The organism is Paraburkholderia sabiae, from assembly GCF_030412785.1.
Classification (GTDB): domain Bacteria; phylum Pseudomonadota; class Gammaproteobacteria; order Burkholderiales; family Burkholderiaceae; genus Paraburkholderia; species Paraburkholderia sabiae.
The window spans coordinates 4,098,036-4,120,255 of sequence record NZ_CP125295.1 but is presented as its reverse complement, the minus strand read 5'-3'; the positions used below and the strand labels follow the sequence as shown (position 1 = coordinate 4,120,255).

Here is a 22,220-nt window from a genome sequence, read left to right as displayed (position 1 = left end):
AAGCCCGGGAACCGTAGAAATAATGAGGCCTAGATTACGTCGGTGAGGTCTATACGGAAATCCGTTCGCCCCAAAGCTCGCATGCATTGCAGGTAAAACGCAAAGCTGAAGCTACCGCGAGAGAGCTTGTTGGCGATGGATCGCTCGGTCTCGCTTACTCCGACATCAGCAAGTAGTTCCGCCAGTTGTCGATAGCTAACGCCGTGCCGAACAAGCTCGGCACGAAGCACGTTTCTCGCTACCTGATACCAGTCCATCCGCCCATGACCCCGCAAAAAGGCGGATTATTCCTTGCCTCTCTCGAATATGGTTCTATAATCCCACATATGCGACTTTAGCGCCTTATTTGAGACTCTTCTCAGTATGACCGCCGACACCTCGACCGCAGGTAACCGGTCCCGCGCTCCGACGCAACCGAATATGCGATGAGTTAAGGAACAAGAGTTCGAACCGCCTTCCCAAACATCGCTTCTTTGTCCAACGGAGCAGTCAGCGAATGCAACTGGCGTCATATCGAACAGGATTCGAGCTGGAGTGACGCAATGATTCTGCTTTTACTTAATTTTGACGGCGTGTTACACCCTAACGCCGTGCACTTCACGCAAGAGAACAGGCCGGTCCTCGACGCCCCCGGACATCGCCTTTTTGAAGGCAATTCTGCACTCGGAAAAGTCGCCGTGGATTGTGCCAGCCTATGGCTAGTACTAAACACGTGGTGGACCTACACCGTAGGTCTCGACGAGTGTCTTAATCGTTTGCCTAAAGCACTTTCAACACGAGTTACCGGTTCAATCCTGCCGCATGCCAGTTTATGTCCCACACTACCGCACCGCATTTCGATGGCAAGTGAGACAGCCGATAACTCGAACGTACCTGTAGTCATACTCGATCACGCAGACGCCCGATATCCTAAGCACCTCCGTCACATTACGTTCCTTCTCGATCCGCAAATCGGCCTGGCCGACCGTCAAGCCGTGCGCGCATTCCGCCGCTTCCTATTGAGCGCAGTTGCTTCCCATTGAAAAACCGTAAGTGATGCGACAGTCCGCACAGACTCAAGATCGGCCCGAAGGCTGGCCAGTCGACCTTCCGCCAAGATCGTTTCTATTTGGAGTTACGCCCTACGGTTTTGACGGAGCAACGCGGGAAAGCCTTGTAAGCTTTTTCAGACGAACTTCAGATGCGCACGCTCTATTACCACGTTCTCTGGCCTATCACTCGATAGTCCCATTAACGGAGGTTGCGTCGAAGAATTCAGCGGATTCAATGGCCGATGAGTGCTATCGCCTTGAGCTCTGCGGGTTGAGCACGAAAGCTGCTCGCTGGATTGATTGTTTGAATCAGCTCACCGCGCGATCAGATCTTGAGTCGTTGACATTATTCCCTCTTAAACATTTCGTGTCCTCCTATCAACTAATCGAGCACACGAACCGTTTCTGTCCAACCTGCTATGCCGAAGACGAACTGGCCGGACGTCAGAAATACGACCGGCTTCTGTGGACCGTACGTTGTGTCAGCGCATGTCCCAAACACGAACGCCTGCTCACTTCTGAGGCAAGAGGCAAGTGCCACAGCCGCATGCCGTTCACGGCGCCCGGCATCTCGAGGAACGACGGCAGCAGTCTAGCAAGGTTTACCAGCGGAAGAGCGCCAGGATTTGACGTAATTTGTGCAGGACTGGTCGCAAATTTTATAGACGAGATAACTCCCATCGATGCGCAAAAAGCGTCTTCGATTACAGCCTTTTTGACACATGCGGCGGACGCTCTTTTTAATGGGAATTCCGCGGCCCTTGCACTCCACCTTGGACTTTCCAAGTCTCAAGTACACGGATGGATGCACGACGGCATCCTGCCTAGCCTAGCAGGCTTGATTCGAATCGCATACGCGTTTGAATGCGCTATCGCAGATGTCATCTTGGGAAGCGAAGCTAGTCTGCGACTACGTCGAGCCTGCAAGCTGCCTTACGGGCTATTTAGGCTCTCGCGAAGAGTCGGTTACAAAACGCCTCAATCCGAACTACTTGATTCCCTCGTGCGTTTTACGACGTCGAACCCAGGCGCCAGCGCCCAAGAAGCCGCAAACCACCTCGAAGTGTCTCCCAAATTTCTTCGCGAGACTTTCCCAGAACAAAACAAATCGCTGGTTAATGCGCATCGATCGTTCGTAAACCGCAATTCGCAAGCGATGCGCGACGCCAAGGACGACGCATTCAAGCAATCTTGCTTAGCGCTGTCGAAAAATGGTACGTATCCGTCTCGGAGAAAAGTGGTGGCGCCCCTGAAGAAACTGCGCATTTCTTTCACCTACGCAGACGAGAAACGAGCAATACGGAAAACACGGACACTGTAATTCACGCGGATGGATTCTCGCGAGATTCGTTTGTCTCTGATGATTCCCGCTCTCGATTGCCCCCGTAGCGTACGTACCCTTGCAATGGAGCCGGGTCTGCCATCCCCTGCTACATTCGCATGCTCATCCGCTATTTCAAGCGACCGAAGTGACTGAGGTTCAGCATATATTTTTCAACCCAACGATCCCCCTCGCCTTCCAAGCAATTCTCTCCCACTGCGGATTTAAATGGCCTTCCAGCGATGTAGCGCAAGTCCCCTTTCTTGCCTACTTCTTGACCCCAGACCCGCAACCCCTGCCGGTTGAGGAAAGCAACCACACTCTTCATATCAACGTTCGCCCCATTGTGAAGTAGAACTCGAGAATGCCATTTCGATAAGAACAGGCTAAACATAACGCAAAAATGATGAAATATCACCATCTCAACATTGTAGACCCTCCGATATTCACGCGACGCGATCATGCGCCCCAAACCGAGATACGATTGCAATTGGTTGTATGCAATGGCGTATCTTTCAACATTGCCAACCGCCTCGGCCCGCTTCATGCGAAAAAATATACAACTGAGCCATGCCCATTGACTTGAGCGACCGAAGAATCGGCGTCGGACCGAAGTTTTGCTACCCTCGAACGCCTGGTGATCCATATAAGCATTAAGCCTAGGGTCATCTACGTGCAAGCCCATCCGTTCCACGTTGCACAAGAAATTCGTTTCAAGCTCAGCAAGGCTCCAACGACATGTCTTTGCTAGTTCCCAAATCGCACCGTCTATCAATTCGCCGAAAAGCGCGTTCTGGTCCTCGAATCTAGTTCTGTACACGGCCACGACACCGTTCCTTCGCGTCGCGGAGTCATCGAACGACTGCGCACACCGACTCATTCGCGCGAAACGTTGCTTGACTGCGGGAAAGCTATCTCTCGCGCTACACATGACTCTCGCCATTGTGTGTGGCTTGCTTGTTCCCGCGGTCTCTGCTGCGAGCCAGAAGAAGAGTCGCCATCTAATGAAATTTAACTCCGACTCGCGAGTCGCATGATCCGTTGTGACAGACTCCCACGGATTGAACTGGAGATAGTAGCCAGCTTCGCGGTCTTCAATTGATACGGGCGAAAAAGCACATACGACCTCTAGTAACATTTTTTCTCTCCAAATGTCACGTCACAAGAAAAGAAATTGTCCTATCGTGACGGGTAAACGTATCAGCAGATGTCGTTTTATAGACGGCAGGAGTCGGGATGTACGCGGAAGAATCTTCCCTTTGTCGACGATTACTTTGATCGTCGACGCGGGCTCATTGAAGAGGCATGCACTACACCATACGCAGTATCGAACCATATCGTCAACACGGCGGATGTGGGGAGCTAGTTCGTGCCCGCATCCGATATCCACTTGCGGCAGTGCATCGCTCATGTAGCGGAGGTTTTGGGAGACGGCTATGAAGACTAATCTGCTGGATTCGCCAGCCTCTGTCTCGACAGCTGAACAATGCACGCGACAACGGCTGCTCCTGTCTCGCCTCGCGTCGCGTGGTCCTCATATCCCAGATCCACGACATTTCACGGACGACGGCGTCGTCGTTGGCGAATGGAAGACAAAAGCCGAAATAGCCAAGTTGGTACACGAGAACCACGCGCCTCCCACCCAAGTTCCAAAGCATGCTGAGATACCAGAATGAGAATAGAGCTGCCAGTTACGTTGGCACCCATTTCAATCTGGAAGCAGAACGAAAAGCAACAGATAGATGCTAGTCCACTCGCGTCCGCGAAGCCTTACACGGACGACGAGCGTCGACAGGCCATGAAAGAATGGGGTACACCAGAAGCGGGGCGGGAATACATACTTCGATCTCTGCGGGAATCTCCAACTAGAAAGTTTCCAGGGACTGGTAGAAACGTCCGATCTCGCTATACCTCAAGAAAGATGAGGAGAAGAATCGAGACAGAAAGCAGGCGGGTCGAGTTCCCAGCCGTTGTGAAAGCCGATTTCGACGGATTCACCCGCGAGTTTTGTTGTCAGCCACTAAACGTTGGAATTCCGAGAGTCACCCGACGCACCTCGCGACACGACGGTAAAGTAACCGAATATACTTATAATATTCGGTACACCCCTGATCTGCTTCGCCTCACCGACTACGGTCCAATCGTTGAGGAATGGAAGACTGAACAAGAACTTCTGAAACTCGCGAAGAAGGAACCCGAACGCTTCTTCAAGGTTGAAGGAACGTGGCATTGTCCTGAACGGGAAGAATATTTCAAGACTCTCGGGATTACTTTCTGTCTTCGTTCGTCGGCCGAACACGACGACCTGTTTGCGTCGAATCTCGAGCACCTCGCGGCCTTTCTAAATGACGACCAGCGTCCTGTAACCGACGACGCCTGGTCGGCAATCGAAAAGGTTGTAATAAAACGCGGTGGCGCAATAAGTTTTTCCGCCCTGATTCGCGAGGCGTACGATGACAACACGCCGTGGAATGAAGATATCGTATTGCCAACGCCAGTTGGTCGATTTCGCGTCGACGATATCTGGAAATCTATCGCTGATCAGCGTCTCTTTGTTGATCTGGAATACGATGATCTTTCTGACCCTCACATGGTTGTCCTTTGTCTGACAAGGGAGCAACTGGAAGCGGCCAAATGGCGACGCCCTCCGCCACACGCGGTCTCGACTCATTTTGTCATGACGGTCGACATAGGGACCGAATTCATTTTTCGCGGAAAAGCTGACGTGTACACCGTCACTGCGATGCCAGAGGGCAAGGTCTTTTTTCGTGACTTCACCTCCAAGGTATTTGAACACCTATCAGATCAAGACTTCCAGACACTGATGTATTCGGGCGATATCCAGTTGCTTTCGACATCACAAGGCACAGATGAACTGCTGGACGGTAGCCCGCGCATTACCGATGAGCAAGTCCGGAAGGCACATTACAGGTTCAAGCTGCTAACTATCCTCGAGCATACCGACGTTTCACATGTCGAAGACGTGCGTACTATCCAGCGCTGGCAGAAAAAGAAGCGCGATGCTGGGGATTCAAAGCCGCTTCAGATGCTTGCTCTGGTTCCGGGGAGGCCCGGGGGACGAGGTCCTCAAATTGTCGATGACGTTCTCGATCTAATCAAAGAAGTAGCCTGCGGTGCAAACAATCCCACGAACCCGAAAGAATCCCATAGCTTCGGGGTCTTTGTAAAACTCTGCGAGGAGCGCAAACTGAAGCCCTGCTCGAAGAACACGTTCTATCTTCGATCCGCTCAGTTTCGTGATATCCGAAAAAGGGAAGGCTCTCGCCGTGCATACAACCAGGAGCCTGCGATTTGGTATCTGCATCGTCATGACAAGATTCACGGAGGCCGACCTTTCCATCGAGTCCACATCGATCACACCAAGCTCGATATTTTCATCAAGGTGCGAGGATTTGGTGGCCGAATATACAAACTACGTCCGTGGCTTACCGTATTGATCGACGAAGAAACGCGAGCGGTCTTGGGCTTTTATCTCGCTGCGCACCCGCCCAGTACCGTGAGTTGCATGATGGCCATTCGCGCCATGGTCGCTCTTCATAAACGTGTACCGGATTTCATCGTTTGCGACAACGGCAAAGAGTTCCTCTCAAAGGCTTTTGACCGGTTTTGTGATCTCAATGATATCACCATCGATTATCGGCCAGCACATGAGTCTCGGTTCGGTCTTGTCATTGAGCGCCTGTTCGGGTCGACCAACACCGAACTTATTCATAACCTAGTGGGCAACACGAAAGCCATGCAGCACGTACGGACTTTAACACGGTCAGTCGACCCGATTAACGCTAAGCATCTCTCATTTGTTCATTTGCACGGCCTTCTAGAACATTACTTCTTCGTGCAGTACAACCGTGAAGATTCCCATCCAGCGCATGACCATACTCCCGAGCAGTATATGCATAAGCGGTTCATGGAGACGGGGAGGCGTCTCTCAAGACTCAGACCATATGACACTCAGTTCATGTTGCAAACGTTGATTCCGGTTTCAAATGGAGGCACCCGTTCAATCAATCCAACAATGGGGATAAAGATTGGACCCATATGGTATTGGACCGACGAATTCGCAGCGAAACGCCATAAAAAAACGAAAGTCGAAAGCTTCGTTGATATGTGGGACGTAAGTGTCGCGTACGTGGTAATCAAAGGGCTATGGCACAAGTGTATTTCGAGCTTGCTGCTCCGCTACCGGAACCTCACAGCGATCGAGTTGCGCTATGCCCTTTACGAGGTGCGATTGAGGCTTAAATCTGCACCCGCAGAATGCTTCGAGTCGGTTCTTGAAGGGGTGTTGGCTGAGCATAATCTACCCACCGCAGCTGAAGCAACCGCAGCTACACGACAAATTTACGGACCGGCGGGCCTCACGGCCGTCTTAAGCCGCGACGAGCACGACTCTCAGATGCAAGATGCCGCTGCCGAAGCCCCTGCATCTTCAGGATCTTCGGCTAATGGTACAGCAGCAAGTCAAGTCCATTCAAACAATAAGAAGAAATCCCCTAGGTTCAATGTAGATTACGCGTCCCTGCCAATAAGGAAATCAATTTGACAAGGAGGATATTCAATGTTTCCGCGCAACCAAACGATAGCATACGTACACGACGAGATTAATTTACTCGTGATCCACCATAGAAGCATTGAGCAGATCGCAAGCGACTTGCAGCTATTCTTGGAAGAGTATGCACGACGTTCAGCGACGACGTTTGTCTGTTGTTCATCAGGAACTGGCAAATCGTCGAGCATCATTGCCAATGACGATCCCGCGTGAGGGAGGAACCTCAAATGCTTACACGCGAGCAGGCGATTGCAGGATCAGAAAAGGACAAGGAGGATTATATGGACGCACTTGTAATCCCTCACAGAAACCTGCAGGAAGTCGTCGCCAAAGTGCGACCGCGCATGACTGCAGGTGTGGGACTTTCGATTACGATGGTCGTTGGCCCTACCGGAATCGGGAAGTCATCGCTAGGCCGGAAGCAACTGCTACAACTCCTGTCACTCTATAAGATCCAGATACAGGAGAATCCCGCCATCATTCCGGCGGTCATGGTACAAGTGAATCCAGCAGACAAGGAAACTGAGATAAATATGACAGTGCTTTACGCTCGACTTTGCTCTGCATTGTTGGCACCCACCGCCCTAGACCGGTTTAAAATTCCAAAATCTCTAGATGAAACATATAACTTGGCCAGAAGTAGCAGTCTTATGTTTCAAGCGGCAGTCTCCGGGCGAAATCTTCAACACCTTATACTTGATGAAGCGATCCACTTCGTACACTCATCGACCGGGCCATTGCATTACGGAAACTTGCTTAAATACTTGTCCAACCTTTCCGGTTTCAACCTATTGTTGCTAGGTGCATACGGATCCGAAGAGCTCATTCACGCAAGCGGTCAGCTAGCTCGTCGCGTTAGCATTGTCCATTATAGTCGGTATAAACGATGCGATGCCGACTTCTTAGAATACACAACGTTCATCAAGTCAGTTGCGGCCGCCATGCCATATCGCTTCGAAATCGATTTAGAGAGAAATCTTGAATACTTGTTTCATGGCACCTTTGGGTTGCCCGGTGAGTCCATCGACGTACTCAGAGAGGCCGCCGCGACCTGTGCGCAAGAGCGATATCCACGGTGGAGCGAAAAGATATTCTTAAAATCGATGCCGTCTAAGGAAGCACACAAGACATTCGCGAAAGAGACGCTGCGAGGAGAAGAGCGAATCCAACCTTTTCTTTGTATGGAGCGAGCGATCGAGTACGAAACGGAAGATCAAATTCTTCATCGGTTAAAAGAGGAAGACGCAGAAAGCAAGGGTCTAAATGGTCATCTCACTCGATGAGCAATTCGATAATCCTTTTGAGCGTTCCTCCGGGGTGGCCTGAGGATTGCCCCCCGCGGTCTGCGTTTTTTAGTTTAGCGCCGGAGGGTTGCAGCGGAGGAACGAACGAAGGCCTCTCAAGCTACTACAATAGACTAAGTGCGTGTCACGGATTACATCCACGGTCTCTTGCCATGCAAGCGATCGCACCTCTCTTTCGTGATCAACCGATGGATACGCAACGAACAATAAGAAATAGCTACTACGATTTAAGAATGAACGGGGTATCGCAGACCGCAATAGCTTGGGTCGACGCACTTGAGAGACTTACGCTACGAAACGACCTCGCTCTAAGAACGTTGCTTCCGTTACGATCTGTTGTTTCTTCGTTCAGGCTGCTTTCGAAAACTGAGCGCTTCTGCGCATGCTGTTACCGGGATGACGAATTTTCTGGTCACGCAAAATACAACCGATTGCTTTGGTCAATTGATTGCGTCGAGGCCTGTCCTTATCACAATGTTCTTCTCCAAATCGCCCCATATTCTCGAGATACGACACAATACAAGTTCTGTGTTCCAGGCTTATCCCGTCTAGACGGCTCCAATCTTGCGAGGTACACGACCAGAGGAGCAAGCCAAGAACAGGTACGGTCCGCGCGTCTGGTTGCAGAATTATTGGATGATGTCCATCAACATCCCGATGCGTTTGCCAACGGCTGTTCGCCAAGCAAATTTGTGCAGCATGCCATCAAAACCCTGTTCGATGGAAATTCCAGGCGATTTGCGAATCATCTTGGTGTCGTTAATTCAGAAGTTGATTACTGGCGCTCGGAAAGGGGCAATCCGTGCTTGCCTCGACTAGTACTCCTAGCCTACTGCTGCGGCAGCTGTGTGTCTGATGTCCTCCTCGGAAACACAGTCATGCTGAGAAAAGTTTATCCAATTTCTAACGCTGATCCGTTAAATTGCAAGTCGGCCAAAGACTCTCAAAATCTGCTTGCGGAGTTGGATGTGCTCTTCCGATCGGGATCGACAGAAAACCTCCATCAGGCGGCTCGGCTTCTCAACGTTACCGAAACATTCTTACACAAGCTAGCGCCGGAAATTGCCGCCAGTTTAGTGCAACGAGGAACGGCGATTAGGCATTGCAGAAGGATCCAGCGAGAAGAAGCTCGCTTTCACGACTTCTGGCAATCATTCCAAGAACTGCGCTTTGAGGGCATCTACCCGGCGCGAGTAAAAGTTCTGGAACGGATGCGTCGGCGGACCGGGAAGGGTCTCGGCTTCCGTGAAGCCGCCCGCTTCCACAAAAGGGCGTTTGACCTAGCAGAGACGTCTCCTTACCCTAGCGCCTCACCGACAAGGACAAGCCGAGACTAATTTTCGCAATCAGTCCGGATCCGGACAGCCATGCCCCCGCAAAACAATCAATTCGTGTCGTAAACGACATTAATTGATGAACTCCACAAGGAGTTACCCCAAGCGCTAAAAAGCCGTGTGGCGGAAGGCAGCCGGAGTCGAACCGACCAGGGAGCGGCTGACGCCCCCTACTGGGTTTGAAGCCCAGCCGCACCACCAGATACGAATGCCTTCCGTTGAAGATCAGCACCAGTACTACATTTCATTCGCAGCCGATTATAGCGGCCGCAAAACAGCAGCGTCATCTATTGGTTCGACTTTACGCATCCGACTCGCACATCAGCGCCTCACGCAAATGCGAATCCGGTCTTAGCCAGTGCACATCGCGTTGAAAGCGCGTATAGCCGATGCGATCGAAGAACTCGAGAATCTGGATCGCGCGTTTGCGTCCCAGACCCGTCGCATCGCGAAACGCCGACGCACCCAACGCGCCGCCATGCCCGTCCGCGATACCGGCGATAAGCCGCGCAAGCTCATGCACCACCTCGCGCGAATAGAACAGATCGCGAACCACCTGATACACGTCGCCCTGTCGCGCGAGCTTGCGCAGCACCTGACGCACGGCCTCTTCCTGCTGTCCCGTCGTCTTCGCGAGATCGCGCACCCACGGCGGATCGAAACGGCCTGCCACAAGCAACGGCAGCAATGCATCGGCGATACGCTGCTCGTTCGAATCGAGCGCAACGGAATGCCCCGGCAAATGCAGCCACGGCCCGCTCCGTGCGATTACCCCTTCATTCACGAGCGAATCGATCAACGCACGCCACATCGCGTCCGGCACCAGCGGTGCTGCAATACGCCGCAAACGCGCCGCATCGGGTCCCTGCTCGTCGGGTGAGCGCGCGTGATACTGATCGAGCGCCGCCATCACGTTCGATCGCAAACGCGCCCAGTGCTTGTGCAATACGACGATCGCATCGCCCGCATCCTTGCCGTGCAATGGAATCGATTCGGCATCGGCGGGCAGCGGCAACGCATCGGCGGGCAAGCCCGTCAGTTGCATCAGCATCGAACGCGACACGCCGCGCGGCGCTTCATCCAGCAGCGGCGCCAAACGGCCTTCGTCGAGCCACGTGCGCAACGCATCGAGCCACGCACGCCGCTCCGCTGTCCTGCGCTTGCGCGGCGGCCCGAACGGATCGAGCACGCGTCCGCCGCCGACCGTGCGCGTCGCCTGCGCATTACGCACGATAAAGCGGTCGCCGGGCATCGCGCAAACGGGCGCGTCGAACACCAGTTGCACACGCGCCGAGCATCCCGCAGCGAGCGTGTCGCCGTCGAGCAGCGCGACATGCGCCACGCGATGCAGCGTACCGATATGCACATGCAGCGGCGCCCAATGCTGCAACGTGATGTCCGCATCCGCGAGCAGCGTCAGTTCGACGTCGAGCCGTTCGCCGGGTTGTGCGAGCCGCGCATCGACGATCCAGTCGCCGCGCGAGATCGCGTCCTTGTCGATGCCCGCGAGATTGAGCGCACAGCGCTGTCCTGCACGGCCCACATCGGCGGCGCGGTTTTGCGCATGGATGCTGCGCACGCGCACCGGATGTTGCGCGGGTTCGAGCATCAACGTGTCGCCCGTCGCGACGCGTCCGGCGAACACGGTGCCCGTCACGATCGTGCCCTGCCCCGTCAAGGTGAATACGCGATCGATGGCCAGCCGGAACAATCCGTCGTCACGACGCGCACGCCACGTGACAGCCGCATCGCGCAGATGCTGCGATAGCGCGCGCACGCCTGCGTCGTCGGAAGCGGTGGCGTTCGTTTCGAAGATAGGTGCTTCGACGAAGGGCGTCGGCGCGAGCCACGCGCGAATCTCGTCGCGCACCAGCGAAATACGCGCAGCGTCCACGCGATCCGTCTTCGTCAACGCAATCGCGCCGCGCGTGACGCCGAGCAGTTGCAGGATCGCGAGATGCTCGCGCGTTTGCGGCATGATGCCGTCGTCGGCGGCGATCACGAGCAGCGCATAGTCGATGCCGCACGCGCCCGCCGCCATCGTATGCACGAGTTTCTCGTGGCCCGGCACGTCGATCATGCCGAGCACGTCGCCATTGTCGAGCGGCGTGTACGCGTAGCCGAGTTCGATCGAAATGCCGCGCGCCTTCTCCTCTTTCAGACGGTCGGTATCGACGCCCGTCAGTGCGCGCACCAGCGTCGTCTTGCCGTGATCGATGTGGCCCGCCGTGCCGACGATCATATTCGCAGCTCCGCGCATTGCTCGATGAACGCGGCTTCGTCAGTACTTTCCAGGCAGCGCAGATCGAGGCGCAGCGCATCGTCGGCAATGCGTCCGATCACGGGACGTGGCAACGCACGCAGCGCTTCTTCCAGCTTCATCAGCGCGCGACCGCCACGCTTGCCCGACGCATTGCGTATCACGAGGCCGAAGCTCGGCAACTGATCGACGGGCAATGCGCCGCTGCCGATCTGGCTCATCATCGGCTCGGCGGTCACGCTGTATGCGTCGCCGAGAGCACGTTGCAACACATCCTGCACGCGTGAAGCCTGGGCTTGCATATCGGCTGAAGGACGCGTCAAAAGACGCAATGTAGTGAGCCGCTCGCGCAGCAGTTCAGGCGCGCGATACAGCTGCAACACGGGTTCGAGCGCCGCGAGCGTCAGCTTGCCGACGCGCAGCGCGCGCTTCAATGGATGCTTCTTGATCTTGCGGATCAACTCCGCGCGCCCGACGATCAGACCCGCCTGCGGCCCGCCGAGCAGCTTGTCGCCGCTGAACGTGACGAGATCGGCGCCTGCCGCGACGGTCTCGCGCACGGTCGGCTCGGTCGGCAAACCGAACTGCGCGAGATCGACCAGCGTGCCGCTGCCGAGATCGACCGCCATCGGCAAGCCGCGAGCATGTGCGAGTTGCGCGACTTCATCGACGGATACGCTTTTGGTGAAGCCTTCGATTGCATAGTTGCTGCAATGCACCTTCATCAGCAACGCCGTGCGCGCGTTGATCGCTTCGTCGTAATCCTTCAGATGCGTGCGGTTCGTCGTGCCGATTTCGCGCAGCTTCGCGCCCGCGCGCGACATGATGTCGGGAATGCGGAACGCGCCGCCTATCTCAACCAGTTCGCCGCGCGACACCACCACTTCTTTCTTCGACGCGAGCGCCGACAGCGTCAGCAGCACGGCAGCCGCGTTGTTGTTGACGACGGTCGCCGCCTTCGCGCCCGTGAGTTCGCCGATGAGGCCGTCAATCAGATCGTCGCGGTCGCCGCGACTGCCCGTAGCGAGATTGAACTCGAGGTTCATTGGACGCGTGAGCGCTTCAATGACAGCGCGCACGGCTTCGTCGGGCAGCAGCGCGCGCCCGAGATTCGTGTGCAGCACCGTGCCCGTCAGATTGAACACGGCCCGCAGATTAGGCCGCGATCGCTCGGACAGTACGCGCGCTGCGTCGTCGGCGAGCTTCGCTTCGAAGTCGAATGAATCATCGAACGAAACGCCTGAGAGCAAATCGCGCCGTAGCGTTTCGGTTGCGGCGCGGATTGCGTCGACAACCTGCGTGTGGCCATATTCGCCGATCAAACGCTGAGCCGCCAACGACGAAAGCACGCGTTCGACGGCCGGCACTCGTGCCAGCAATGCGCGTATGTCCTTGCCAGTCTCATTGCCCGACACTTCGCTCACGCTTGCGTCCCCCGTTCACTCGTCCGACGCCACTTCCGGCCACAACAACGGATTCGGACTGCTGCGCCGGTAGCCGGCTTCGTTCATCAGCAGGTCAAGCGTGAGGCTCGCGAGATCGTCGGCCAGCGGCTCGAAGTCGTAGTCTTTCTCCTGATAGCCGATCTTGCGATACGTGTGGCACTCGTCGCACGATTCGGCCTTGAGCGCTTCGCTGCCGCCCTCGATGCCGTGATACGCAATGCCTTTCGTGGAATCGCAATTCGAGCATTTGACGCGCACGACGTGGTACTCCGTCGAGCACAATGCGCATTGCAGATAGCGATAACCCGAGAACTGTCCGCCGACCCGCACGATGCTCGCCACGGGCGGCGTGCCGCAAACGGGACATGCGCCGGGCGTGTCCAGATACGGCACGGCACGCGCATCGATGCGGCTCGCGATGTCCGTCCACACCACCTGCAGCGCCGCCATCACGAACGGCGCGGACGACGGCTCGACTTCGTTGAAGCGCAGCGCGACGACGGCATCGGCGAGCGCGTCGAGTTCCTGCGCGCTCTTCACGCGCAAGCCGTCAATCACTCGCGCGAGAACAGGCGTCACCAGTCCCGCCGCTTCGACGCGATCGAGCAGACGTTGCAACACGTCGCGCCATAATGGATCGCGCTCGGGCGTGGTTGCAGGGACGATAGGCATCGAATGCTGCTGCGCGAGCGCAATCGATTCGTCGGAAGGCATCGTCGCGCTGATCTGCGCGAGCGTCTGCTGCTGCGCATCGGCGAGCGCGGCCATCAGCCTGACATAGCCGCCGATCGGGCTCGCACCCGCCAACTGGCGAAGCCGCGCGGCACGCGTCGAGAAATGCGCGGCGCGCTCCGGCATGCGCAGGCGCGGAATGGCCGAATGATCGAGCGATTCGATCTGGCCGGGATCCAGAATGCGTTGCACCAATTCAGGTTCCTGACGTTCAGAACGGACATGGCGTCAACAGTAGCAGATAAGCGCGAGCGGCGCGCGCCAACCCGTGCGCGCGCCGTTCGAATGTCACTTGATGCTTTCGCGGAACCACTTCGGATGATGCTTGCGCGCCCAGCCCAACGTCACCGTGCCGCGCACCATTGCGCTAATCGAACCCTTCACCCACAGCGCCGCATAGATATGCACGATGATGCTGCAGATCAGCACGAACGCACTGATCGCGTGAATCACGGCGGCGACGCGCACCACTTCGATCGGGAAATAGAAGGCGAAATACGCGCGCCAGATGACGATGCCGCTCAGCAGCAACAGCAGCAGACATAGCACCAGCACGAAGAACAGCAGCTTCTGCCCGGCGTTGTATTTGCCGATTTCGGGCAGTCGGTCTTCGCGATTCATCAGCACGTCGTTCATCTGACGCAGCCATTGGCGATCGTCGGCGTCGAGATAGTTGTGATGCCAGAAGCGCAGCGCAAGAATCATGAACGACACGAACATCACGATGCCGACGAACGGATGCAGGATGCGCGTCCATTGCCCGCCGCCGAAAAGCGCAGAGAGCCAGAACATCGACGGATGAAACATCGCGAGCCCTGACAGCGCGAGCAAAACAAACGTGATCGCCGTGATCCAGTGATTCGTGCGCTCGTTCGGCGTGTAGCGCTCAATCAGTTCCGGGTTGTCTTGCCGATGATGTCTCATTTCACGGGCTCCTCGGGCTTGTTCTCACGGCGTTCGCGGATGTCGTGCGCGGCGTTGCGGGCGGCGTCTTCGTCTTCTTCCGATACCTCGTTCGGGCCGACGCGCGTGTAGTGGAAGAAGCCCGCCAGCGCGGTGATCGCCATCGCCGCGACGGCAAGCGGTTTGGCGACGCCTTTCCACAGCTTCACGAACGGGCTGATGTGCGGATCGTCGGGCAAGCCGTTGTACAGCGACGGCTTGTCCGCATGATGCAGCACATACATCACGTGCGTGCCGCCCACGCCTTGAGGGTCGTACAAACCGGCCTTCTCGAAGCCGCGCTCCTTCAGGTCCGCGATGCGTTCTTCCGCGTGCTGGATCATGTCGACCTTGGTGCCGAACACGATCGCGCCTGTCGGACACGTCTTCACACACGCGGGCTCCTGGCCAACGCCCACGCGATCCGAGCACAGCGTGCACTTGTACACGCGATGATCCGTCTTCGACAGACGCGGAATGTTGAACGGACAACCCGCAATGCAATAGCCGCAGCCGATGCAGTTTTCCTCGTGGAAATCCACGATGCCGTTCGTGTACTGCACGATCGCGCCCGGCGACGGACACGCCTTCAGACAGCCGGGATCTTCGCAGTGCATGCAACCGTCCTTGCGGATCAGCCATTCGAGATCGCCTTTCGGGTTCTCGTACTCCGTGTAGCGCATCACCGTCCACGAATGCTCGTCGAGATCGCGCGGGTTGTCGTAGATGCCCGTCGTCGTGCCGATGTCGTCGCGCAGGTCGTTCCACTCCATGCACGCCGTCTGACACGCCTTGCAGCCGATGCACTTGGTCACGTCGATCAGCTTCGCGACCGTGCCCGTCACCGGCTCGCGCACGGACGTGGGCTGCACCGTCGTGGCGGAGAGGCGTTTGATGTCCAGCGATTGAAATGCCATGGCGCCTCCCCTATGCCTTTTCGACCTTCACGAGGAACGACTTGAATTCCGGTGTCTGCGAATTCGCGTCGGCCACGACAGGCGTCAACGTGTTGGTGATGTAGCCCGGCTTGGTGAGCCCCTTGAAGCCCCAATGCAGCGGCACGCCCACGGTCTGCACCTTCTTGCCGTCGATCATCAGCGGCTTGATCCGCTTCGTGACCACGGCGACCGCGATGATGTGTCCGCGATTGCTCGACACTTTCACGCGATCGCCCGCCACCACGCCGATCTGCTTCGCGAGGTCCTCGCCGATTTCGACGAACTGCTGCGGCTGGATGATCGCGTTCAGACGCGCGTGCTTGGTCCAGAAGTGGAAGTGTTCCGTCAGACGATAGGTGGTCGCCGTATGCGGGAAATCGGCCGCCTTGCCGAACGCCTTGCGGTCGTCCGGGAACACGCGCGCCGCCGGGTTGCTGGTCGCCGCCGGATTGTTCGGATGGAACGTGTTGTAGCCGAGCGGCGTTTCGAACGGCTCGTAGTGCTCGGGGAACGGACCTTCGTTCATCCCGTCGCGTGCAAAGAAACGCGCGACGCCCTCCGGATTCATGATGAACGGACCCATGCCGTTTTCGGGCGGCTCGTCGAGCTTGAAGTCGGGAATGTCGGTGCCGCTCCAGCTCGCACCGTTCCACGCGATCAGCTTTCGTTTCGGGTCGAACGGCTTGCCGTTCAGATCGCACGATGCGCGGTTGTACAGCACGCGCCGGTTCGCGGGCCAGGCCCACGCCCAGTTCAACGTCTGACCGATACCCGTCGGATCGCTGTTGTCGCGCCGGCCCATCTGGTTGCCGTTCTGGGTCCACGATCCGCAGAAGATCCAGCAGCCGCTCGCCGTGGAGCCGTCGTCCTTTAGCTGCGCGAAGCCGGCAAGCTGATCGCCCTTTTTCACCAGCACTTTCGATGCATCCTTCGGATCGGGCAGATCGGCGAGCGCGCGGCCGTTGTACTCCATCGCGACCTCTTCGGGCGTCGGGCTGTCGGGATGCGCGTACGGCCACGTCAGATTGACGATCGGATCGGGATACTTGCCGCCCTGTTCCTTGTACGCCTTGCGCATGCGCAGGAAGAGGCCCGACATGATCTCGAGATCGCTGCGCGCTTCGCCCGGTCCTTCCACGCCTTGCCAGTGCCATTGCAACACGCGGCTAGAACTGACGAGCGAGCCGCGTTCTTCGGCGAAGCAGGTAGTCGGCAGACGGAACACTTCCGTCTGGATCTTCGACGAATCGACGTCGTTGTACTCGCCGTGGTTTTTCCAGAACTCGGAGGTTTCGGTGGCGAGCGGATCCATGATGACGAGCCACTTCAGCTTCGCGAGACTGACGCTCGTCTTGCCCTTGTTCGGCGCCGCCGCGAGCGGATTGAAGCCCTGGCAGATGTAGCCGTTCATCTTGCCTTGATTCATCAGCTCGATGGTTTGCAGCAGGTCGTACGGCTTGTCGAGCTTCGGCAGATAGTCGTAGCCCCAGTTGTTGTCTGCCGTCGCGGCGTCGCCCCACCACGACTTCATCATGCTGACGAAGAACGCGCGATAGTTCTTCCAGTAGCTCAACTGGTTCGGACGCAACGGCTGCGACGCGCGAATCTTGATGTAGCCGTCGAAGTCCTGTTCGGGCTCGTTCGGCAGCGTCATATAGCCCGTCAGCAGATTCGACATCAGCCCGAGGTCCGTCAGCCCCTGGATGTTCGAGTGCCCGCGCAGCGCGTTCATGCCGCCGCCCGCAATGCCGATATTGCCCAGCAGCAGCTGCACCATCGCGCCCGTGCGGATCATCTGCGCGCCGATCGAATGATGCGTCCAGCCGAGCGCGTACAGAATGGTGCCCGCGCGGCCAGGCGTCGCGGTGCTCGCGAGCGTCTCGCAGACATGCAGGAACTTGTCCTTCGGCGTGCCGCAGGTCTTCTCGACCATCTCCGCCGTGTAGCGCGAATAGTGCTGTTTCAGCAGGTTGTACACGCAGCGCGGATTCTGCAGCGACATGTCCACCTTGACGAAACCGTCGTCGCCGCGCTCGTAATCCCACGACGATTTGTCCGTGTACTTGTGCGCCTTTTCGTCGTAACCCGAATAGATGCCGTCGTTGAACGCAAAGTCTTCACGGACGATGAACGCGAAGTCCGTGTAGTTCTTCACGTACTCGTGCTGGATCTTGTCGTTGGTCAGCAGATAGTTGATCACGCCGCCCAGGAACGCGATGTCCGTGCCCGTGCGGATCGGCGCATAGAAGTCCGCGATCGACGCCGTGCGCGTGAAGCGCGGATCGACGACCATCAGCTTCGCCTTGTTGTGCGCCTTCGCCTCGGTGACCCATTTGAAACCGCACGGGTGCGCCTCGGCTGCATTGCCGCCCATCACGAGAATCACGTCCGCGTTCTTGATGTCGACCCAATGGTTCGTCATCGCTCCACGGCCAAACGTCGGGGCAAGACCTGCCACCGTCGGGCCATGTCAGACACGCGCCTGATTGTCGAACGCGAGCATCCCCGTACTGCGGATGACCTTGTGCGTCAGATAGCCGACCTCGTTGCTGCCCGCCGACGCCGCGAGCATGCCCGTGGTCAGCCAGCGGTTGACCTTCTTGCCGTCGGGCGTGCTTTCGACGAAGTTCGCGTCGCGGTCTTCCTTCATCAGCTTCGCGATGCGGTCGAGCGCGTCGTTCCACGAGATGCGTTGCCACTGGTCGGAACCGGCGGCGCGATACTCGGGATACTTCAGGCGGCTCGGGCTGTGAATGAAGTCGATGAGGCTCGCACCCTTCGGGCACAGCGTGCCGCGATTGACCGGGTGATCCGGGTCGCCTTCAATATGGATGATGCTGGCCGTCGCGTTCTTCGCGCCGTCGCCGAGGCCGTACATCAGGATGCCGCAGCCGACTGAGCAATAAGGACACGTGTTGCGCGTTTCGGTAGTGCGAGCCAGTTTGTACTGCCGGACTTCGGCAAGCGCGGGCTCCGGCGAGAAGCCCATCAGGGCCAGGCTCGATCCGGCTAGCGTGCTCGCCGTCACCTTCAGAAACTGGCGACGGGACATTTGCAACATGATCGCCTCTCGTTCTATTTGTGGGGAGGTGAAAAAAGTATAAGTCGTTTCCTGCGAATCGTAAGCAGAGCGGAACAGGACGCTCGCATGCCGTATGCCCGCTGATTCGGAGTTGTTGTATCCGCATAGATAGATGGGCATGACGATTGCGTAATACGATTGTCAGTTGCATGTCCCGGCGCGCTACGATGCGCGATGAATCCACGCGACGATGCGTTGCGCGTCTGCCGTTTCATACCCTCGTCATGAAGGACCGTCATGGAACTCGATTCACTGTCCGCCGACAAGCTGCAAACGGCCGCGAAGAAACAGGCGTCGTGGGCGGTCGGCGCGCTGAAGCAGTTTTCCGAGAATCGCTGCGCGGCGATGGCGGCGAGCATCGCGTTCTATGCAGCGTTCTCCCTCGCGCCGACGCTCGTGATGGTGATCGCCATTTCCGGCTGGTTCTTCGGTGCCGAAGCCGCGCGCGGCGAACTCTTCAGACAGGTGCATTCCGTGCTCGGCAACGATGCAGCGGCCGCCGTCACCACCATCGTGCAGAACGCGCATCGCAGCGGCGGCGCGGGCGGCATCGCCGCGATCATCTCGTTCGTCCTGCTGGCCGTCGGTGCGTCGGCGACATTTTCGTCGTTGAACAGCGCGCTCAATATCGTGTGGCCTGCCGTCGCGCCGCGCGCGTCGAGCGTGATCGCGCTGGTGCGCGTGCGGCTGATTTCGTTCGGGCTCGTGCTCGGCGTCGCGTTTCTGCTGATCGTGTCGCTGGTGCTCGACACGGCGATCACGTTCATCGGCAACTGGATCTGGGGTAACTCGCCGTATGTGGTGATCGGCAATATTCTTCAGCTGGCCGTCGGCTGGCTGGTGCTCGCGTTCGCGTTCGCGGCGCTGCTCAAGTTTTTACCCGATGCGCCCGTGCGCTGGCGCGATGCGCTCGTCGGCGGCACGGTCGCGGCCGCGCTGTTCACGGCGGGCAAGAAGCTGTTCGCGCTGTATCTCGCGCATGCCGGCATGGCCAACTCGTTCGGCGCGGCGGGATCGCTTGCCGTATTGCTGATGTGGCTGTACTTCTCGGCCGTCGTGCTGCTGCTCGGCGCGGAATTCGCCGCGGCGCGCGGACGCATGCACGATCCGCGCGGTGGCTGGGGCTTCGCGCGATCGGCGCCGCCGGGCAGTCGCGCGATGCTCGCTTCGGTGCTGGCGGCATCGACGGTCGCGGCCGATGCGAACCGCGGTTCCGTGCGCAGCGCCGCGCGTTCACCTGGCGATACGGCGAGCGCGCCGTCGACGCCCCGTCCTTCGATGGCGGCAAGAGTCGCCGCGAAGCACGACGCGGGCGTCGTCAAGGCGGTCACGATCGGCAGGACGGTCATCAACGCCGAAATGCAGGCGACGCGCGCCGCCGCGCTCACGCTCGTCGAAGCGCGCCGCAAAGCCGTCGCCGCGGACCAGTATGTCAGGCGGCATCCGTGGAGTTCCGTGCTGGTCGCAGCGGGTACCGCGATGGCCGTCGCCGCGTTCGCCCGCCGCCGCAACGGCCCCGATGACGCAGCAACGCCGCCCGTCGACAGGTCCACGCGTTAAGCGTCCGCTTCAACAGAACACGCCTTCCAGCGACCATATCTGGCCGAAACTGTCTACCCGATGCGTCAAGGCAACGGTTTCGCCCGTTTATGCCTTCTTTATATAGAAGCGGAATTTTCGTCAATCGACTAGACAACTAACTTACGTTCTGCCTTCGACCATGCGCACAAGTCGCGGCGATCCCACCGATCACTGTCATAAAAAGAACAATAATGCATAGTCAAAGATTTAATATTGCTGAAACAGAAACAATCGTTGACAAGCTTGCGATACAAGGCTTCTACCGGGCTGTCACATTTTCGATACACCTTAATTTTTTTCAGTTCTTACACCTTGAGACACTGCGCTATTCTCCGATTCGCAACAACGAAAACCAATCATCTGCGTGGAGAAATGGATGAAACGAATCGCACTGTCGACGCTCTCGCTGGCACTGCTCGGCGCTGCAGGCGCAGCACATGCACAAAGCAGCGTGACGCTCTATGGCTTGATCGATGACTCGATCCAGTACATTCACAACGCCAACACGTCCAACGACAACCTGTGGCAGCTCGCAGCGGGCAACCTGCAAGGTAGCCGCTGGGGCATGAAGGGCACGGAAGACCTGGGCGGTGGCCTGAAGGCGATCTTCCAGTTGGAAAGCGGCTTCAACCCGAACAACGGCAAGATGGGTTCGTACGGCACGGGCACGAAGCTGTTCGGCCGCCAGGCTTATGTCGGCTTGACGCACGACGCATACGGTACGTTCACGATGGGTCGTCAATATGACCCGCTGGTCGACCTGGTTCAGCCGCTGACGGGCGACAACTACTTCGGCAGCACGTTCACGACGCCGGGCGACGTTGACAACAACGACAACAGCTCGCGTACGAACAACGCAGTCAAGTACGTTTCGCCGGTGTGGAGCGGCTTCCAGTTCGAAGGCATGTACGCACTGGGCGGCGTGGCTGGCGCAACGGGCGCTGGTCAATCGTGGGCAGGTGCAGCAACGTGGAGCGGCGGTCCGTTCAGCGTTGCAGCTGGCTACTTCCGCATGCAGAACGCAAACACGTTGGCTGGCCGCGCTGGTACGTGGAGCCAGAGCGTGACGTCGGACGCAACGTTCGATGGCTCGAACATCAACGGCGCGTACCAATCGGCCAAGTCGATCGACATCACGTCGGCAGCGGCGCAATACGTGACAGGTCCGTTCACGTTCAACGTTCGCTATAGCTTCGCACAGTACAAGCCGGACGCATTCTCGGCATTCGCGGAACAAGAAAAGTTCCACGTTGCTGGCGCATACGCGGGCTACCAGATCACCCCGGCAATGCTGGTTGGTCTCGGCTACATCTACACGCACGGCGCAGGCGACACGTCGGCGAACTACCACCAGGTTTCGCTGGGCGGCGACTACTCGCTGTCGAAGCGCACCGACCTGTACCTGGTTGGCGCTTACCAGCACGCAAGCGGCCATCAGCGCGATGCATCCAACGGCTCGATCGTCGACGCAGGCGCATCGGTCGGCTCGTACGGTGCTCAAGCTGGTTCGAGCAACCAGGAAATCATCAGCCTGGGTATCCGTCACAAGTTCTAATAGAACAACATGACCTACGGCTCGAGACGTCGAGCCGTACCCTGAAGCCAGCCAGAGGCGAAAGCCGAAGGCTGGCTTTTTTCATTGGTGCGATGCAAACGCCGAAAAACGCCTCACGTGAAGGC

General features: G+C 57.6%; 14 protein-coding genes, 1 tRNA gene and 1 pseudogene. 7 read left to right on the top strand and 9 right to left on the bottom strand.

Annotated elements, in window-relative coordinates:
• Positions 1-29: 29 nt before the first annotated feature.
• Positions 30-257, bottom strand: a complete 228-nt coding sequence (locus tag QEN71_RS18475; RefSeq protein ID WP_233472113.1) for a DUF6471 domain-containing protein — start codon at positions 255-257, stop codon at positions 30-32.
• Positions 258-542: 285 nt separating this feature from the next.
• Here QEN71_RS18475 and QEN71_RS18470 point away from each other — a divergent pair, with 285 nt between their 5' ends.
• Together QEN71_RS18470 and QEN71_RS18465 are read left to right on the top strand one after the other, a co-directional pair.
• A complete protein-coding gene (locus QEN71_RS18470) occupies positions 543-1,022 on the top strand; it encodes an HAD domain-containing protein (RefSeq protein WP_201659619.1) in 480 nt (159 codons plus the stop codon).
• A 13-nt stretch (positions 1,023-1,035) separates the two neighbouring features.
• Positions 1,036-2,352, top strand: a complete 1,317-nt coding sequence (locus QEN71_RS18465) for a TniQ family protein (RefSeq protein ID WP_233472117.1) — start codon at positions 1,036-1,038, stop codon at positions 2,350-2,352.
• A 130-nt stretch (positions 2,353-2,482) separates the two neighbouring features.
• Here QEN71_RS18465 and QEN71_RS18460 read toward each other — a convergent pair whose 3' ends face one another.
• Positions 2,483-3,178, bottom strand: a complete 696-nt coding sequence (locus QEN71_RS18460; protein ID WP_201659624.1) for a hypothetical protein — start codon at positions 3,176-3,178, stop codon at positions 2,483-2,485.
• Between the two features lie 1,146 nt (positions 3,179-4,324).
• On the opposite strand from QEN71_RS18460, the gene QEN71_RS18455 reads away from it, so the two are divergent.
• From QEN71_RS18455 to QEN71_RS44780, 3 genes and pseudogenes are all read left to right on the top strand, one after another.
• A complete protein-coding gene (locus QEN71_RS18455) occupies positions 4,325-6,916 on the top strand; it encodes a DDE-type integrase/transposase/recombinase (RefSeq protein ID WP_233472114.1) in 2,592 nt (863 codons plus the stop codon).
• A 233-nt stretch (positions 6,917-7,149) separates the two neighbouring features.
• On the top strand, positions 7,150-8,205 hold the full coding sequence (locus QEN71_RS18450; protein WP_201659630.1) for an AAA family ATPase: 1,056 nt from the start codon (positions 7,150-7,152) through the stop codon (positions 8,203-8,205).
• A pseudogene (locus QEN71_RS44780) lies at positions 8,202-8,651 on the top strand (TniQ family protein); the annotation flags it as partial. The gene QEN71_RS18450 and the pseudogene QEN71_RS44780, both read left to right, overlap by 4 nt.
• A 1,030-nt stretch (positions 8,652-9,681) precedes the next feature.
• Here the strand turns inward: QEN71_RS44780 and QEN71_RS18445 are convergent.
• From QEN71_RS18445 to fdnG, 7 genes are all read right to left on the bottom strand, one after another.
• A tRNA-Sec gene (locus tag QEN71_RS18445) sits at positions 9,682-9,777 on the bottom strand.
• An 84-nt stretch (positions 9,778-9,861) separates the two neighbouring features.
• Positions 9,862-11,802, bottom strand: coding sequence for a selenocysteine-specific translation elongation factor (selB, locus tag QEN71_RS18440; protein WP_201659635.1), 1,941 nt, complete (start codon positions 11,800-11,802; stop codon positions 9,862-9,864).
• Entirely contained in the window at positions 11,799-13,244 is a 1,446-nt protein-coding gene (gene selA, locus QEN71_RS18435) for an L-seryl-tRNA(Sec) selenium transferase (RefSeq protein WP_201659638.1), read from the bottom strand. The genes selB and selA overlap by 4 nt, the downstream gene beginning before the upstream one ends.
• A gap of 15 nt (positions 13,245-13,259) precedes the next feature.
• On the bottom strand, positions 13,260-14,192 hold the full coding sequence (fdhE, locus tag QEN71_RS18430) for a formate dehydrogenase accessory protein FdhE (RefSeq protein ID WP_201659641.1): 933 nt from the start codon (positions 14,190-14,192) through the stop codon (positions 13,260-13,262).
• A gap of 93 nt (positions 14,193-14,285) precedes the next feature.
• Positions 14,286-14,921, bottom strand: a complete 636-nt coding sequence (locus QEN71_RS18425) for a formate dehydrogenase subunit gamma (protein WP_201659644.1) — start codon at positions 14,919-14,921, stop codon at positions 14,286-14,288.
• The gene (gene fdxH / locus QEN71_RS18420; protein WP_201659647.1) at positions 14,918-15,856 is read right to left on the bottom strand and encodes a formate dehydrogenase subunit beta; all 939 of its coding nucleotides are present in this window, start codon (positions 15,854-15,856) and stop codon (positions 14,918-14,920) included. The genes QEN71_RS18425 and fdxH overlap by 4 nt, the downstream gene beginning before the upstream one ends.
• A 10-nt stretch (positions 15,857-15,866) precedes the next feature.
• On the bottom strand, positions 15,867-18,938 hold the full coding sequence (fdnG, locus tag QEN71_RS18415; RefSeq protein ID WP_201659650.1) for a formate dehydrogenase-N subunit alpha: 3,072 nt from the start codon (positions 18,936-18,938) through the stop codon (positions 15,867-15,869).
• A gap of 258 nt (positions 18,939-19,196) precedes the next feature.
• Between fdnG and QEN71_RS18410 the strand changes: the two genes are divergently transcribed.
• Both QEN71_RS18410 and QEN71_RS18405 read left to right on the top strand, forming a co-directional pair.
• Positions 19,197-20,519 (top strand): YihY/virulence factor BrkB family protein, encoded by a 1,323-nt coding sequence (locus QEN71_RS18410; RefSeq protein ID WP_201659653.1) that lies wholly within the window; start codon positions 19,197-19,199, stop codon positions 20,517-20,519.
• A 397-nt stretch (positions 20,520-20,916) separates the two neighbouring features.
• Complete coding sequence (locus QEN71_RS18405) at positions 20,917-22,095, top strand: porin (RefSeq protein WP_201659657.1); 1,179 nt, start codon at positions 20,917-20,919, stop codon at positions 22,093-22,095.
• The last annotated feature ends 125 nt before the right edge of the window (positions 22,096-22,220 follow it).

Excerpts from the sequence above, each read along its gene's own strand:
- QEN71_RS18475 (WP_233472113.1), bottom strand. The coding sequence starts at position 257 with ATGGACTGGTATCAGGTAGCGAGAAACGTGCTTCGTGCCGAGCTTGTT.
- QEN71_RS18470 (WP_201659619.1), top strand. The coding sequence starts at position 543 with ATGATTCTGCTTTTACTTAATTTTGACGGCGTGTTACACCCTAACGCC.
- QEN71_RS18465 (WP_233472117.1), top strand. The coding sequence starts at position 1,036 with ATGCGACAGTCCGCACAGACTCAAGATCGGCCCGAAGGCTGGCCAGTC.
- QEN71_RS18450 (WP_201659630.1), top strand. The coding sequence starts at position 7,150 with ATGCTTACACGCGAGCAGGCGATTGCAGGATCAGAAAAGGACAAGGAG.
- selB (WP_201659635.1), bottom strand. The coding sequence starts at position 11,802 with ATGATCGTCGGCACGGCGGGCCACATCGATCACGGCAAGACGACGCTG.
- QEN71_RS18425 (WP_201659644.1), bottom strand. The coding sequence starts at position 14,921 with ATGAGACATCATCGGCAAGACAACCCGGAACTGATTGAGCGCTACACG.
- fdxH (WP_201659647.1), bottom strand. The coding sequence starts at position 15,856 with ATGGCATTTCAATCGCTGGACATCAAACGCCTCTCCGCCACGACGGTG.
- QEN71_RS18410 (WP_201659653.1), top strand. The coding sequence starts at position 19,197 with ATGGAACTCGATTCACTGTCCGCCGACAAGCTGCAAACGGCCGCGAAG.
- QEN71_RS18405 (WP_201659657.1), top strand. The coding sequence starts at position 20,917 with ATGAAACGAATCGCACTGTCGACGCTCTCGCTGGCACTGCTCGGCGCT.